12 protein-coding genes are annotated in these 16145 nt (G+C 38.2%); 5 read left to right on the forward strand and 7 right to left on the reverse strand.

The features are described from left to right. The first annotated feature begins 350 nt into the window (after nt 1–350). Entirely contained in the window at nt 351–1292 is a 942-nt protein-coding gene (mnmL, locus tag ABFX33_RS23385; protein ID WP_346088621.1) for a tRNA modification radical SAM protein MnmL/YtqA, read from the forward strand. A 137-nt stretch (nt 1293–1429) separates the two neighbouring features. Here mnmL and ABFX33_RS23390 read toward each other — a convergent pair whose 3' ends face one another. Beyond that, the gene (locus tag ABFX33_RS23390) at nt 1430–1897 is read right to left on the reverse strand and encodes a nucleoside triphosphate pyrophosphohydrolase family protein (RefSeq protein ID WP_257087379.1); all 468 of its coding nucleotides are present in this window, start codon (nt 1895–1897) and stop codon (nt 1430–1432) included. 105 nt (nt 1898–2002) lie between these two features. After that, nucleotides 2003–3652 (reverse strand): pseudouridine synthase, encoded by a 1650-nt coding sequence (locus ABFX33_RS23395; protein ID WP_346088623.1) that lies wholly within the window; start codon nt 3650–3652, stop codon nt 2003–2005. Nucleotides 3653–3894: 242 nt separating this feature from the next. On the opposite strand from ABFX33_RS23395, the gene ABFX33_RS23400 reads away from it, so the two are divergent. After that, entirely contained in the window at nt 3895–4707 is an 813-nt protein-coding gene (locus ABFX33_RS23400) for a lytic transglycosylase domain-containing protein (protein ID WP_346088625.1), read from the forward strand. Between the two features lie 100 nt (nt 4708–4807). Here ABFX33_RS23400 and lolA1 read toward each other — a convergent pair whose 3' ends face one another. After that, nucleotides 4808–5458 (reverse strand): outer membrane lipoprotein periplasmic chaperone LolA1, encoded by a 651-nt coding sequence (gene lolA1, locus ABFX33_RS23405; RefSeq protein WP_346088626.1) that lies wholly within the window; start codon nt 5456–5458, stop codon nt 4808–4810. A 1-nt stretch (nt 5459) separates the two neighbouring features. After that, entirely contained in the window at nt 5460–8198 is a 2739-nt protein-coding gene (locus ABFX33_RS23410; protein WP_346088627.1) for an FtsK/SpoIIIE family DNA translocase, read from the reverse strand. Between the two features lie 273 nt (nt 8199–8471). Between ABFX33_RS23410 and ABFX33_RS23415 the strand changes: the two genes are divergently transcribed. After that, nucleotides 8472–8981 carry a GNAT family N-acetyltransferase gene (locus ABFX33_RS23415; RefSeq protein WP_346088629.1) on the forward strand — a complete coding sequence of 170 codons (510 nt, stop codon included), beginning with the start codon at nt 8472–8474 and terminating at the stop codon, nt 8979–8981. Between the two features lie 131 nt (nt 8982–9112). On the opposite strand, the gene tyrS is transcribed toward ABFX33_RS23415, so the two are convergent. Next, complete coding sequence (gene tyrS, locus ABFX33_RS23420) at nt 9113–10393, reverse strand: tyrosine--tRNA ligase (RefSeq protein ID WP_259184706.1); 1281 nt, start codon at nt 10391–10393, stop codon at nt 9113–9115. Between the two features lie 103 nt (nt 10394–10496). Between tyrS and ABFX33_RS23425 the strand changes: the two genes are divergently transcribed. Both ABFX33_RS23425 and ABFX33_RS23430 read left to right on the forward strand, forming a co-directional pair. Next, nucleotides 10497–11180 (forward strand): ACP phosphodiesterase, encoded by a 684-nt coding sequence (locus ABFX33_RS23425; protein ID WP_257087386.1) that lies wholly within the window; start codon nt 10497–10499, stop codon nt 11178–11180. Nucleotides 11181–11259: 79 nt separating this feature from the next. After that, complete coding sequence (locus tag ABFX33_RS23430) at nt 11260–12954, forward strand: amino acid permease (RefSeq protein ID WP_346088632.1); 1695 nt, start codon at nt 11260–11262, stop codon at nt 12952–12954. A 63-nt stretch (nt 12955–13017) separates the two neighbouring features. On the opposite strand, the gene rlmF is transcribed toward ABFX33_RS23430, so the two are convergent. Together rlmF and ABFX33_RS23440 are read right to left on the reverse strand one after the other, a co-directional pair. Further along, a complete protein-coding gene (rlmF, locus tag ABFX33_RS23435; protein ID WP_120262195.1) occupies nt 13018–13929 on the reverse strand; it encodes a 23S rRNA (adenine(1618)-N(6))-methyltransferase RlmF in 912 nt (303 codons plus the stop codon). Between the two features lie 75 nt (nt 13930–14004). Further along, on the reverse strand, nt 14005–15951 hold the full coding sequence (locus ABFX33_RS23440) for a KUP/HAK/KT family potassium transporter (protein WP_120262196.1): 1947 nt from the start codon (nt 15949–15951) through the stop codon (nt 14005–14007). Between the last annotated feature and the right edge of the window lie 194 nt (nt 15952–16145).

The raw sequence follows: 16145 nt of genomic DNA on the forward strand, positions 1-16145 counted from the left end.
AGGCCACACAAAAGACTCCGCTCAGGAATAGCACTGTCAGGTGCAAGCCTGTATGGCACCGCTCTAAGGTGCTGCACTATGACTCTGTTTAGGTACTATCCAAAAAGATTATAGAAGAACGATGCCCCTGCTCCCCAATGTCACAGAAGAATAGGGCTCCGTAACCGTACTATCCGGTAGAAATCTGCATGGCCATGATCGAAGGTGCTGCGCTATATTTTTGGTAATATATTTCCCAGCGATTACTGGTCCCGCCAAGACAAAAATGACAGAAGAATGGACGATGTTATAACGCTTTGTTCCTGAGTAGTAATCTATTTATGGTTTTTATTGAGTAACTTTGCGGCGCAATGGGTACATTATTGGATAACGGAATTAAGCCGTATAATCATTACGGCGCTTATTTAAAGCAGAAATATAACGGACAGAAAGTATTTAAAGTGATTGTCGATGGCAATTTCACTTGTCCCAATAGAGATGGCAGCAAAGGCTATGGTGGGTGTACTTACTGTAATGTGGACTCTTTTACGCCCGATACTGCGCGAAAAATTCCTTCTATACGTGAGCAGGTGGAGTCAGGGATTGAACGCGCACGTAACAGCTATGGTGCAGAAAAATTTATTATTTATTTCCAACCCAATACCAATACATATGCGCCAACACATTTGCTGAAGATGATGTACGACGAAGCGTTAAGCATCGATCCTGAAAATACACTAGGTCTTTCTGTGGGTACACGTCCAGATTGTTTGGACTTTGAAAAAATTGCCCTGTTGGAATCTTATACCGATCGTTATGACGTGGATTTGGAAATGGGAATGGAGTCGATTTATAATGATACCTTGGAAAGGATCAATAGAGGTTGCTCACACGATGAATTCATTAAGGCGATGGATATGTTAAAGGATACACCTTTAGAGCTTTGTGTGCATACTATTTTTGGATTTCCATGGGAGACTGAAGAGATGATGTTAAAATATGCTGACGAGATTAATCGGTTCCCACAGATTAAGTTCGTTAAATTGCACCATTTGCATATTGTAGAAGGCTCTATTATGGGCGTAAAATATAAGCGTGAACCTTTTGACTTATTCTCTATGGAAGGCTATACGGACTTCCTGTCGAAATTTATACCCCGTCTACGCCCAGATTTGATTATCCAACGTATTTTTGGTATCGCAGACAAAGAACTATTGATAGCGCCAAATTGGGGATTGCCTAAGTCAGGGATTCAAACCTATATCGACAAAGGTCTGGAAGCACGGAAAGTCGTGCAAGGTAGTCTCTTTTAATTTTATTATAGACAACCGATTGCAAAAGAGATAATTCATTTCTACGATTCTATAAGACTACTGGAATTGATATAGTATAAATAAATACGGCTTCCCAAAGGAAGCCGTATTTATTTTATGTTGTACTGGAAGTCAAATTATCCTTCGACAATGGATTTCAGATCTGCTGGAGAATAATTGATAGATTTTAGTGTTTTATTGTCGGCCGTTCTAAAAACCAAAAATTTTCCATCAACTTCTTTATAGTAAGATTCCACTCCTTTAAGTTTGTAATGCTCTTGAGTAGCGACTGCCTCTGCTTCGTCATTGCAGGCCTTACTCATATTAGAGCGTTGCACTTCATCAAAAAGTGCTGAGAATTTATCTTTTAAACCAAATTCAAGAACCGCTCCAGCGAGGACGTATTGAATGTCACATAGGGCATCTGCAATTTCCACAAGATCTTTATCTTGGATAGCTTCTTCTAATTCTTTTAATTCCTCAGCTATCAACGAAACCCGTAATGCGCATCTTTGCTCAGAAGGAATTGTGGGTGTATCCAGGATCGGATGCTGGAATGTTTTATGGAATTCCGCTACAGATGAAAGTGTTTTTGGATCAGTCATATTCTTTTATTTTTTATACTCTTCTTATCTCAGGTGCAAATATAAAAAATAAAGGACGGTTAACTGAATGACCGTCCTTTATTTTATTTATCAAATGAGATTTGATTAGATCAAATGTTTCAATTGAACAATTTCTCTTTCTTCTAAATATCTCCAACGTCCACGTGGTAAATCCTTTTTCGTCAAGTTAGCATATACGACACGATCTAACTTTACAACGTCATAACCAAGAGATTCGAAAATACGACGTACGATACGATTTTTGCCAGAGTGGATCTGTATTCCGATCTCTCTTTTAGAACCGCCTTGTACATAGCTTAAATCATCCGGTTTGATTACGCCATCTTCTAGTTCAATACCAAAATTAATCTTGTTGAAATCTCCTTGCGTAAGACTTTTGTTAAGTTCTACATTATATATTTTACTGATGCTATTACGTGGGTGGGAAAGTTTTTCCGCAAGGTTGCCATCGTTTGTCATCAAAAGTAATCCGGTTGTGTTTCTATCAAGACGTCCTACGGGATAGATTCGTTCTTTGGTTGCTTTGGATACAAGTTCCATTACGGTATGACGTTCCTGAGGATCATCTGTCGTTGTAATGTAGTCTTTTGGCTTATTAAGTAAAACATAAACCATCTTCTCACGCTTTAAACGCTCGTTGTTGTAACGGATTTCGTCTGTAGCTGGATCAACTTTGGTACCTAATTCAGTAACAGCCTCACCATTTACCCATATTACACCTGCAGCAATTAATTCGTCTGCTTTACGTCTCGAGCAAATACCTGCATTGGCAATATAACGGTTTAAACGAATTAAGCCGTCATCTTCTGCTGAGGTTTCGGTTTTCTTCTTAGGACGTTTGCTGTATTGTTTATCGTCAAAACTCTTGTTTTCATCAAAGTTTCTGCTTCTATCTCCATCGAATTTTCTATTAGATGGTTTATCAAAGCTTCTACTGCGATTGTTTGAGGAACGGTCATCCTTATCGAAACGCTTGAATGAATCTCTTTTATCAAAAGAACCTTCTTTTCTGTCGAACGATCTTGATGAATCATTTCTGTCAGAGCGTTTGAAGCTATCTCTTTTATCAAAAGAACCTTCTTTTCTGTCGAACGATCTTGATGAATCATTTCTGTCAGGGCGTTTGAAGCTATCTCTTTTATCAAAAGAACCTTCTTTTCTGTCGAATGATCTTGATGAATCATTTCTGTCAGAGCGTTTGAAGCTATCTCTTTTATCAAAAGAACCTTCTTTTCTGTCGAATGATCTTGATGAATCATTTCTATCAGAACGTTTGAAGCTATCTCTTTTATCAAATGAACCTTCTCTTTTGTCGAAAGACCGAGAAGAATCGTTTCTGTCAGAACGTTTGAAATTATCTTTTTTATCAAAAGAACGCTCAGATTTATCAAATTTGTTGAATGAATCTCTTTTGTCAAAAGATCTCGAAGAATCATTTTTATCAAATGAACGGCCACCTCTGTTGAAAGGCTTGTCTGAATTATCTTTTGAACGGAAGGAGTTGCTTTCTCCTCTAAAGGATGGTTTGTCTGCGTATTTATTAGATCCAAATGATCTATTCTCGCGGTTGTCATCTTTTCTGAAAGAACCTCTTTCAGATTGATCCTTTGAACCAAAGGACGATTTTTTACCGAAACTATTATTCTTGTCGCCTCTAGATTTGAAGCTATCTGAGTTGCCCCGTGACTTTCTGGAGTTGTCATCACGACTGTTCCTTTTATTGCTGAATGGCATTGTGTTTTGCTAAAATGTGAACTGCAAAGTTAGGCATAATTTTGGGTTTTGCGAAAAAATCCTTATCTTTTTGTCTTTTCTTGGATTTGCACAATTTGAACGTTAAAAAATGCCCTTTAAAACAGCTGTAACGTAACTATTTGTTTTTTAAATAAATACTGTTTATCTTTGTCCCCTCGAATTTGAACCAAGCTATTTTTTGATCGATTTGACTCGTGGATAGGATAGCATTAAGGGAGTGAATGATAAGAAAAAAAGTATTATGTAGTAGTTTGATTTTGTTTGCTTTATTGCTTTCAAAATTATACTCAACCCCACACAACAACACTTCTGGCAGCGATAAGATCGTAGCAGCGAAGTTAGTCGAAATTCCAACTCATCATGGAGGCGACGAAGAGAAAAAAGAAAAAAGCAATTCTTTTGAATCTTACCTGAGTTCATTGACATTTGCTGAAGATTCATTGCCGATGGATCGTCCATTAGTGGAAAGCAAATTGCGCAAGTTCTTCAGTAGATTTTCATTTAAAAAAACAGGATCGTATGATATGCATAAAAAGGCAGAGACCTATTTGCCTATGATCGCCAAGATCCTGAAATCACATGGTATTCCCGAAGATTTTAAGTACATCCCATTGGTTGAAAGTGGCCTAAGCAAGGCTGTTGTTTCATCAAAAGGGGCGGGAGGTTATTGGCAATTTATGCCAGCAACAGCTCGTTTGTATGGCTTAAGGGTCAATGGCACTGTAGATGATCGAAAAGATCTCGTGAAATCCACTCATGCAGCAGCACGCTATTTAAAATATCTTTATGCTCAATTTGGTAATTGGACTTTAGTGGCGGCGGCATACAATGTCGGCGATGGCAGTTTAAAAGGTTCAATAAGAAGGCAGAAGAAGGATGATTATTTTGCTTTGAAGCTGAACAATGAGACTGGATCTTACGTGTATAAATTAGTTTCAATGAAGGAGATTATCGAACATCCACAGAAGCACGGTTATTCGCGTTATGCGGACAAAGACACTGAGGCGCTGGATAGAGAGCCGAATATGCTCTAGATAGAAAGCAACTACTAACAAAAAAAGGATTTCCCATTGAGAAATCCTTTTTTTGTTAGCCTTATTTGGCCTGGGAGTTGATCCATCCGAACGGTAGATCTTATCTTAAGTCGACAATGTCAAATCCGCTGTAGTTACTTTTATTAAAGGTAAAATAGCTGGATGCAATGGCCTTGTTTCCTTCCTGTGCATTCAAGGTGTAAGTATAGCGATTACCACTCTTATCAAAGATAGTCGTGTCGTAGATCAAATTATTCACTTTGTTGACCCGTAATTTGATTTTAGAATAGTTCTTTTTGCTGTCAACCGGTGTTAATTCCACAACACTCAAACTCATTCCTTTTACTTTTTCTGTACCCACTAGCGCATACTTAAATCCCGAGGTATAGAATGAGAAAATATTTGTCGGGTTGATCTCATTCGTTGAGTTACTCGCCTCGGATATCTCGACTTCTTTTTCTGCTTTCATAATATTCCATTGTGTTTTGGAATCTGAAATTAGAATTTGATTTTTGGTATTGACATGGTATTTATTATTTGCCTTGTCAAGATACAAGGTGCCCGCATCTGAATGTGAACTTCCATTTGCTTGTTTTATGTCCAAGGTAAAACCGGCTTGTATTGTCTTATATCCGTTATATTTTTGACTTACTTTGTTGAGTAACGCTTTTGCGGCGTCATTTTGCGCATAACTGTGTTGACTCATTGTGAGAAGCAACAAGCTTAGCACTAACCATAGTTGTTTTTTCATGTTAATTGTTTCTTAATGTCTCCAAATACTGTTCTAATGAATATTCATCTGGATAAAGAACTTCACGTGCTTTACTTCCTTCAAATGGGCCGACAATTCCGGCGGCTTCCAATTGATCGATGATTCGTCCAGCTCTATTATAACCCAGTTTCAATTTACGTTGGATTAAAGATGTAGAACCTTGTTGATGCATAACAATCAAACGAGCAGCGTCTTCAAACAATTGGTCGCGATCTTTTGGATCAAAATCTACGCTACCTGAACCTTCTCCGTTTTCATCTACGTATTCTGGGAGCATAAATGCCGATGGATAGCCACGTTGTGCTCCGATATAATCAGAGATCTGTTCAACTTCTGGTGTATCGACAAATGCACACTGAATACGTATCAAATCACTTCCGGTTGCCAGCAGCATATCCCCACGACCAATTAACTGATCTGCTCCGCCGGTATCTAAGATAGTTCGCGAGTCTACTTTTGATAACACACGGAAAGCAAGACGTGCTGGGAAGTTGGCTTTGATTGTACCTGTAATGATATTGACTGAAGGACGTTGGGTCGCAATGACCAAGTGAATTCCTACAGCACGGGCCAACTGGGCCAGTCGTGCAATAGGGGTTTCTACTTCTTTTCCGGCAGTCATCATCAAATCGGCAAACTCATCAACAATAAGAACGATATATGGTAAGAATCGATGACCCTCCTCAGGGTTTAATCTGCGATTGATAAATTTTGCATTATATTCCTTTAAATTACGAACCTGTGCATTTTTTAACAGGTCATAACGCTGATCCATCTCGATACAAAGTGAGTTTAAGGTATTGATAACCTTTTTTGTATCGGTAATGATCGCTTCCTCCTCATCGGGTAGTTTGGCCAAGAAATGACGTTCAACTTTTTTGAATAGGGAAAGTTCAACTTTTTTAGGATCGACAAGCACAAATTTGAGCTCAGCAGGATGCTTTTTATACAATAAAGACGTTAAAATCGCATTGATACCAACGGATTTACCCTGACCTGTGGCACCTGCAACCAGAAGGTGGGGCATCTTTGCTAAATCGGCAATATAGACCTCATTAGAAATTGTTTTTCCCAATGCAATTGGTAGATCCATATCTGTTTTTTGGAACTTTTCAGTAGCCAAAACAGATCGCATGGATACCATTTCTGGATTCGAATTTGGAACTTCAATACCGATTGTTCCTTTACCCGGCATTGGTGCAATAATCCGGATTCCAAGTGCCGCAAGGCTTAAGGCAATGTCATCTTCCAGATTTTTGATTTTTGAAATCCGTACACCGGGTTTCGGTATAATCTCATATAAGGTAACTGTAGGGCCGATTGTTGCTTTTATGCTTTCAATCTCAATGCTATAGTTTCTAAGTGTATCAACAATTTTGTTTTTGTTTGCTTCAAGTTCATGCTGATTGATGGTAATTTTACCACTTCCATAATCTCGTAATAGGTCAAGTGTGGGATGTTGATAGCCTGATAAGTCCAATTTGGGGTCATATTGACCAAATTGTGCAACCAGGTCGCTCGCTGTAATTTCTTTTTCTTCTTTGATGTCTTCGACAACCAAACCAGGTACTAGGGTAACGTCAGCAGGGAACTCTGGCTCGGGTTGAGGGGTAATGGTTATAGCTGGACTGTAGTTTTCCTGAATACTTGGGCTATTTAATTCTTCCGTATCTTCTTCCTCTGGCTGATCAATGGTAAAACTAATGGAAGGCGTACTCTCTGTACGTTCCAAAGGACTATCATCAAAGGTAAGCACAACTTTGTCCTTTGGATCTATTTGTACTTCTGGTATTGGATGATGTGTAAATGCAGGACGCTCAAGCTCTTCTTTTAGATCTTTCTCCCGGCTGGATTGAAATCTTTCATTTATTGAAGTTGGTCGTTGGAAAGATTCTCTGACGGATTGTATAGAATCATCCTCTACATGCACTTTGGTTCTTAGGTTATTAGCAGTATAGGAATCTTCGTCGTCTTCATCCTCTAGATCTTCGGATAAAGATTTAGATTTTCGATTGCTGAATAATACAAATTTAAAATCCAAGTTGTACAATAGTATCAAAGTTGTCAGATAAGCAAATGCTAAAATACAACCCACACCGACAATCCCAACTTGTGCTTCCAGTAGCTTATTGGTCCAAAAGCCAAACTTGCCTTCCAACATGTGGGGCGTATTCGCCATAAATCCATGTAAGAATCCCAATGTTACAGAGATAAAGACAATCGCTACAAAGGAATAAACTACAGTACGGTATAATGGAAGCAGGGATTTTTTGAATAATAGACGATAGCCTAAAATGAATAATACCGGAATAAAAAGGAAAGCGGCAACACCAAACCATTCATACATAAATTGGTTGGCCAGTAATGCGCCGAATTTCCCTAATTTATTATCAACGACCGGTAATTCGACAGCCTCATCATGAATTTCTTCGGAAGAACTAAAAAGGGTTCCCCAACCGCCATTTGTTTTGGCGATATAACTTTGGTCATCTTCCCATGTAAAAAGATAAGAGACAAAAGCAGTGGCAAAAGCCAACGAGAGTACAATCAATAAAATCCCTAGAATTTTGACAGTCTTCTGTTGTGCATCTGAATAATCCCTAGGGACACTGGTTGTTTGACTTTTTTCTTTTTTAAATGTTGCCGATTCTTTTGACGGGGCACGCTTGCCAGAAACTGAATTTCCTGCCTGCCTAAATGTATTTCCTTTATTTGACATTGAAAAGCTCACAATTATACTGCTTACAAACTTAGTTATTTTGATAGTATTTTGAAGATCATGAACACTATTATTTTAAGTTTGTAATTTTTTCATAAACGAATAATTTCAGATAGGCTATTAAATGAATAATAGCAATTATAACTAGCAAATACTATGCCCTGAGAATAGATTTTTGGAAAGATTGAGCTAAGCGGATTAGAATATGGTGGTTTTGTCTGTCTTTTACAGTTAAAGTAAATTATGTAGTTTTACTGATCAAATTAAGGCATTATGAATAAGTTTCAGATACGAAAAGCGGAACAGGCAGATAAAGGACGGATTTGGGAAATTATACAACAGGCAATCGCATTACGAAAGGAGCAAGGCAGTCGGCAGTGGCAAGATGGTTATCCAAATGAAGATGTAGTACAGTCAGATATAGACAAAGGCTATGGGCATGTCGTGGAGGTTGATGATAAAATCATCGGTTATGTTGCTATTATTTTTGATATCGAACCTGCTTATAATGATATTGATGGCAAATGGCTTAGTGATGGTGAATATGTGGGCATTCATCGTTTGGCCTCAGCTCAGGATCCACATGTAAAAGGCGTTGGCACAGCCATCATGCAAGGAGTGGAGGAAATAGCGGTAAATAATGGAATATATAGCATCAAAGTGGATACGAATTTTGATAATGGTGGGATGTTACATGTATTTGATAAGCTAGGGTATCAATATTGTGGGGAAGTACATTTTCGAGGCGCTGCCCGTCGCGCTTTTGAAAAACTATTAAAATAAGTGACTATAGCACCAGGATCGAGCGAACAGGAGTTAAAATGAGATTGGTATTGTTACTGACTTTAATGACTATCAATAAAAAATCCCTTTTTACATCGTAAAAAGGGATTTTTTGTTGCCTAAAATGACGTTTATGCAATAATCAAATAGTAGTTTTTCTTACCTCTTTGTGCAATAATATATTTATTGTTTACCAAATTATTTTCGGTGATCACTTGTTCAATATCTGTTGCTTTTTCACGGTTGATAGACACACCACCACCTTGGAGCATTTTACGTGCTTCGCCTTTTGAAGGGAAAACTTGCGTATTGACAGCCAACAGATCGAGGACATTGATTCCTGCTTTTATATCTTCTCTTGTTACCTGAAATTGTGGAATCCCTTCAAATACTTCAAGTACAGCTTCGTGATCTAAATCGTTTAGAAATTCCAATGAGCCGTTGCCAAAAAGAAACTCAGAGGTTTTAATAGCAGTCTCATAAGCTTCTTCAGAATGCGTGCGAATGGTGATGTCTTTTGCTAACGCTTTTTGGACAATGCGCAAATGTGGTGCAGCATCGTGCTCCGCAATGATCGTCTCTATTTCTGCCTGTGGTTTAAGTGTAAAGATCTTAATCCAGCTTTTGGCATCGTCATCCGAGGTGTTTAACCAAAATTGATAATATTTATAGGGCGAAGTTTTCTTTGGATCTAACCAGACCGCTCCAGATTCTGTTTTTCCGAATTTTTGGCCGTCTGCTTTTTTAATCAATTGTGTCGTAATGGCATAAGCTGTTCCCTGATCTTGACGACGGATCATTTCACTTCCTGTGACAATATTACCCCATTGATCAGATCCACCCATTTGTATTTTACAATTGTGGTGTTTCCACAGGTAGTAGAAGTCGTAACCTTGAATCAATTGATAGGTGAATTCTGTAAATGATAGACCATTGTCTCCTTCTAAACGTTTTTTTACAGAATCCTTTGCCATCATATAGTTAACGGTAATCATTTTACCGATATCACGGATAAAGTCCAAAAAACTGAAATCTTTGAACCAATCGTAATTATTAACCATTTGGGCATCATTTTCGCCTTCTCCAAATTCAAGAAATTTGCCTAACTGTTTTTTCAGACATGCAACATTATGTTGTAAGGTTGCTTCGTCAAGTAAGTTACGCTCTGCAGATTTGAAAGAAGGGTCTCCAATCATTCCTGTTGCACCACCTACCAATGCGACTGGTTTATGCCCAGCATTTTGGAAATGGATTAAGGTCATGATTTGAGTTAAGTGTCCTACGTGTAGAGAGTCTCCTGTGGGATCAAAGCCGATATAGCCAGCGACTTTTTCTTTATTCAGTAAGTCTTCAGTTCCAGGCATAATATCTTGCAGCATGCCTCTCCAACGTAATTCTTCTACAAAGCTCATTGTTAAATGGATTTAATTTTTTAATTTACAAGATGCAAAGATAGGAGATTAAGCGTATATTGAGCGAATAATTCCATATAAAAGCACACGCTAATAAGCTAATATGAATTTTTTATCACATTTTTATTTTGAGCGGTTTGCGATCAATCCCGAGCGAATTGTCGGTGGCTTGTTACCCGATCTGTTAAAGAATGCCGATAAAACTTTTGTGCTCAAACCCAGGCAATATGAAGATGAATTGCTGGATAACCCATTGTTGGAGCAACTTTATATCGGTTGGAACCGTCATATAGAGGTTGATCGTCTCTTTCATAATTCAACTTATTTTTTTCATCACACACATCAATTAAAGTTACAGATACAGTCAAGTCTACAGGGACTGCCCATTCGACCTTCCTTTATGGCGCATATTGCTTTAGAACTGCTGCTAGATCATATCCTGACACAGCAAAAAGCGGTATCTATCGATAAGTTCTATTCGGCAATGTCCCAGGTGAACGAAGATGCTGTACGAAAATTTCTGAAAATAAACCAATTAAACGATATTCCAAAATTTGAGAAATTCTACCATCAATTTATTGAATGGAAATATATCTATGATTATGCACATATTGAAAAAATTGCAGATGCCCTTTTTAATATCTGTAAGCGCTTATGGCAATTTGACGTTCAGGAGCATCAGCGTGAATTATTGACCGAACAATTAATTTCTTATTTACAGCATCATATGGCGGATTATCAAGAGATTTATCAATATATTCATTATGAGTTGGTCGACTTTAAATAATTTGTTCAAAAAATACCAATAGTATAAGACCTTGAAAATATTTATTTTCGCATAATTTTACGTATAAAACTAATATTACATGTCACATAGACTTTTTCGGAAGAAAAGTGTTGATCAGATCCTACTGGATACCCAAAAGGAGGGTGGAACTGGCCTCGCGAAGGTTTTGGGGGTAACCGATCTGGTTTCATTGGGTATAGCCGCTATTGTTGGCGCTGGAATCTTTAGCACCATTGGATTAGCGAGTTATGAAGGTGGGCCTGCCGTTTCTCTTCTATTTATTTTTACTGCTTTTGCCTGCGTGTTTACAGCACTGGCATATGCACAGTTTGCCAGTACCGTACCTGTCTCGGGATCAGCTTATACGTATGCCTATGTGGCTTTTGGTGAGCTGTTTGCCTGGATTATCGGCTGGGCGTTGGTATTGGAATATGCGGTTTCAAATACGGTAATAGCTATTTCCTGGTCGCAATATTTTGTTTCTATGTTGGAGGGGTTTGGGCTGCATATACCTGCTTGGCTTTCGATGGCACCTGGGTATGCTTATGACGCTGTGGATAAAATGAATCAACATGGGATGTCAAGTCTTACGGCCATTGATCAGCATGGGCTTGCTGCATTTAACAGTGCGCCACGTATCGGGGGAATGCCTATTATATTTGATTTACCCGCGGGGGTAATTACCTTTTTGGTCACTTGGCTCGTTTATATAGGTATTAAGGAATCCCAAAAAGCAAGTATGATTATGGTTATGATCAAGGTAGGGATAATCCTGGCGGTAATTTTTGGTGGAATCTTTTACGTGAAGCCAGAAAATTGGACTCCTTTTGCACCAAATGGCCTGCAGGGGGTACTTGGAAGTGTGGCGGCTGTATTCTTTGCTTTTATCGGATTTGATTCGATCTCAACAACTGCCGAGGAATGTAAAAACCCACAGCGTGATCTACCTAAAGCAATGATTTATTGTTTATTGATTTGCACAGTACTGTATGTGGCTATTACATTGGTGTTGACAGGGATGGTAAATTATACCGAACTTAATGTAAAAGATCCTTTGGCTTTTGTGTTTAAGTATGTTGGATTTGACCATATGGCTGGGGTGATATCGGTAACATCTGTTATCGCGATTACCAGTGCTCTGCTGGTGTATCAATTGGCTCAACCAAGGATTTGGATGACAATGAGCAGGGACGGATTATTATGGAAGAAATTTGCGACAATTCACCCGAAATATAAAACACCCTCTTTTGCGACAATTGTAACAGGTCTTGTTGTAGCAATTCCTTCTTTATTTTTCAAGATGGACTTCTTTGTTGATTTGACGAGTGTTGGTACGTTCTTCGCCTTTATTTTAGTCTGCGCGGGTGTACTATATATGGATTATTCGGGATTATCGGCCAAATCCAAATTTAAGGTTCCCTATATCAATGGTAAATACCTGGTTGGAGCAGGGCTCATCATCGCGATTGTCTTGATAGGAATCTATGGAAAAGATACATTGAATGAATGGAAGAAGCTTTCCATTTTGGAAATAATAGAACATAAAATGTTAGTGATCATTTTTTGGCTAACATGGTTGGGTTTGGGCATTTATAGCTTTAAAATGAATTTCTCGCTTTTACCTGTTATCGGCATATTGATTAATCTTTATCTGATGACCGAGCTTGGTGCAAGTAACTGGATTATTTTCGTGATTTGGTTGGTTCTTGGTTTAGGAGTGTATTTTATGTACGGCTATAAACATTCTAAATTAAATAAATCAGCAGCTGTTTAGAGATCTGGTATCTATGATATTTAAATAAAAAAGGAGCTATTTTTTCAATAGCTCCTTTTTTATTTAAAATCTCCACAACAGGATTCGGCTTACTTTGTTACCTTGTTCCATGCGGATAACTTCGGACTCTTTTACATTGATTTTCTTTAACTTATGCTGTAGAAAACGAACGTCTTCACGATGAGCAACCAATGAGGAGAACCATTTAACCTGATCTTTATAGAATTGGCTCTCAAATATCATGCGTGTCAAGAAGGCTTTCTCGCCGCCATCACACCAAAGTTCACTTCCTTGTCCCGAGAACGTCTGGACAACGGTATTCTCATCTAATTTCGCATTTTTTATACCTGTAGCTTTACGTACGGATTGTTGTAATGCTTCTGTCTGCGAACTAAAGAAAGGTGGATTGCAGATGATCATGTCGAATTTTTCATCTGGGAGGATGATATCTTTGAAAATCGCTTTTGGATTGTTCTGTAATCGTATTTGGATATTCTTTTTTAAGCTCACATTGGTACGCGTAATTTCAATTGCGTTTTTATATGCTTTTTTTATGATTTCTGAACCAACAAAACTCCATCCATATTCTTGGTGACCTATAATGGGATAGATACAACTGGCACCCACACCAATATCTAGCAGTCGGACCTTTCCTCCTTTTGGAATTTCACCGTTATTATCTCTGGCAAGAACATCCGCAACATAATGAATATAATCTGCTCTACCTGGAATAGGAGGACATAGATTTTCCTTTGGGATATCCCAATGTTGGATGTGGTAGTATTTTTTAAGAAGTGCTTGATTTAAAACCTTAACAGCATCGGGGTTGTTAAAATCAATTGTTTTGAGCTTATAAGCATTTACTGTAACAAAATCTTTTAAGGAAGGTTCGATTTTGCTAAGTTCGTCAAAATTGTAATTATCGAGATGTCTATTTCGAGGGTGTAATTTCTTTGTTGGATTAGCGTCTGCCATGATATAATATTTGCACAAAAGTAATGCAATTCTATTGAATAAAAAAGGCGATGCTTTTGCACCACCTTTTAAGACTTAATCTTTTCGTATGAGATGAACCTCCGATGTCTGTGGGAAATTCAGTGGGACCCGCTCAATCGTGACGAAACTGGAATCTAAACCAAATCCCTTTTCTTCGGATAAACTCATTTTTTTCAAGTACCCATAGATATCCATAATCACTTTTTCGATCCATGACATCTGGTTGGTTTTGGATAATACCTTTTCCAGTACCACAAATTTGAAATCTCCTGGAATATTATGTTTACGCAGTGTGTCGTATTGACTTGTGATATCAATTTCACCTTTTTTCACCATTTCTTCAACAACTTTTCTGAAGAGTAGGCTAATACGCTGTTCTTCTCTAAAGCCCAATTTGAAGTCAATTCGTATAAGTTTTCCAGGGATCAGTTGATCAATGGAGTATTCCCTCGTGTGGGGATGATCCATAACATCCACGTGTACCAGCCAGTAAACGTCAGCGCGTTTAGGTTTTTTATTAATGATGGAGTAAATAATTTTGGCTTCAATTTCAGACTTGAAGTTTGCACTGGTCAAGTATACCAAATGTGACGCAAAGGGTGGAACGGACTTGTCTTCGCTCAATTCCGATATAATCGGATAATATTTATTGATATTGATAAAGTTGACAAAACGATTTTTAATCTTACGTGCAGTATACCAGCAGTACATTGTACCAAACAAGGCAATCGCTAATAAAAGTGTCAACCAACCGCCATGGGCAATTTTTACACCATTACCGATCAGGAATGTCAACTCTATCACAAAATACGCGACTAGGAAAATCCCAATGAGTACACGGTTGACTTTTTTCATGGCTAGGAAATAACCCATTAAAACGGTTGTCATCAGTACCGTTAGGTTGATGGCAAGACCATAGGCCGCATCCATTTTGCTTGATTCTTCGAAAACCCAGATAACAATCATACAACCGATCCAAAGAATAAGGTTGATTGAAGGAACATATAATTGACCTTTATGCTCACTAGGATAGCGGATCGCAACTTTAGGCCAGATGTTTAAACGTACAGCTTCCGAAATTAAGGTATATGAACCAGAGATCATGGCCTGACTGGCAATTACGGCAGCAATAGTTGCGATAGCGATACCATAACCGATAAACCAATCTGGCATGATGGAGTAAAATGGATTTGCTCCGCCTAACACACGACCTTCCTGTGTTAATAACCAAGCTCCTTGACCAAAATAGTTTAATATCAGTGTGATCTTAACATAAATCCAGCTAATGCGAATATTTGCCTTACCACAGTGTCCCATATCTGAATATAGAGCTTCTGCACCTGTTGTACAAAGAAATACAGCACCGATCAAGAGGAGAGAGTGTGGGTAGGTTATTAAGATATGAAAGGCATAATACGGATTAATTGCTTTCATTACTTCTGGAGCCAAATGGATATGGGACAGACCAAGAACTCCAATAATGGTAAACCATATTGTCATTAATGGGCCGAATACTTTTCCGACAACAGAAGTGCCAAATCGTTGAATAATAAAAAGTAAAGAAATAATCGTTACCACAATCGGTACTGTTGGAAGACCTGGAAATTTGATATCCAAACCTTCTATAGCAGAGGATATTGTGATAGCGGGTGTAATCATCCCATCAGCTAGCAATGTGGCTGCACCTATCATTGCTGGGAAAATCAACCACGGTGCCCGTTTGCGAACTAAAGAGTAAAGTGAAAGAATTCCACCTTCGCCTTTATTGTCAGCACGTAAGGTGATCCAGACATATTTGATGGTTGTTTGTAGGGTGAGTGTCCAAAAGACGCAGGAGAGACCTCCCAAAACAAGATCTTTTTGAATGGCACCTTGACCCATGATTGCTTTGAAGACATATAGCGGCGAGGTACCGATATCTCCAAACACGATTCCTAAACTGATCAATAATCCGGCGACACTCACCTTATTGATACTGTTGTGATGACTGTTATCTGTCATTTAATTATTATTTTATTTCAAAATATAATGCAAAAATAGACTTTTTGTCTGTACTTTAAGCAGGTACATTTGCTGCGCCAAATTTTAGCATTTCATTTGACATGCGCAAGAGCTGTTAAAATTTGTTAAAAGAATCTATCGATCCCTACTTTACCTCAAAAAATTTTAAACAAAATACTAACTTTGTTGTTGAT

The organism is Sphingobacterium ginsenosidimutans, from assembly GCF_039536865.1.
Taxonomy (GTDB): Bacteria; Bacteroidota; Bacteroidia; order Sphingobacteriales; family Sphingobacteriaceae; genus Sphingobacterium; species Sphingobacterium detergens.

Excerpts from the sequence above, each read along its gene's own strand:
- ABFX33_RS23430 (WP_346088632.1), top strand. The coding sequence starts at position 11,260 with ATGTCACATAGACTTTTTCGGAAGAAAAGTGTTGATCAGATCCTACTG.
- rlmF (WP_120262195.1), bottom strand. The coding sequence starts at position 13,929 with ATGGCAGACGCTAATCCAACAAAGAAATTACACCCTCGAAATAGACAT.
- tyrS (WP_259184706.1), bottom strand. The coding sequence starts at position 10,393 with ATGAGCTTTGTAGAAGAATTACGTTGGAGAGGCATGCTGCAAGATATT.
- ABFX33_RS23415 (WP_346088629.1), top strand. The coding sequence starts at position 8,472 with ATGAATAAGTTTCAGATACGAAAAGCGGAACAGGCAGATAAAGGACGG.
- mnmL (WP_346088621.1), top strand. The coding sequence starts at position 351 with ATGGGTACATTATTGGATAACGGAATTAAGCCGTATAATCATTACGGC.
- ABFX33_RS23400 (WP_346088625.1), top strand. The coding sequence starts at position 3,895 with ATGATAAGAAAAAAAGTATTATGTAGTAGTTTGATTTTGTTTGCTTTA.
- ABFX33_RS23410 (WP_346088627.1), bottom strand. The coding sequence starts at position 8,198 with ATGTCAAATAAAGGAAATACATTTAGGCAGGCAGGAAATTCAGTTTCT.
- lolA1 (WP_346088626.1), bottom strand. The coding sequence starts at position 5,458 with ATGAAAAAACAACTATGGTTAGTGCTAAGCTTGTTGCTTCTCACAATG.
- ABFX33_RS23440 (WP_120262196.1), bottom strand. The coding sequence starts at position 15,951 with ATGACAGATAACAGTCATCACAACAGTATCAATAAGGTGAGTGTCGCC.
- ABFX33_RS23425 (WP_257087386.1), top strand. The coding sequence starts at position 10,497 with ATGAATTTTTTATCACATTTTTATTTTGAGCGGTTTGCGATCAATCCC.
- ABFX33_RS23395 (WP_346088623.1), bottom strand. The coding sequence starts at position 3,652 with ATGCCATTCAGCAATAAAAGGAACAGTCGTGATGACAACTCCAGAAAG.
- ABFX33_RS23390 (WP_257087379.1), bottom strand. The coding sequence starts at position 1,897 with ATGACTGATCCAAAAACACTTTCATCTGTAGCGGAATTCCATAAAACA.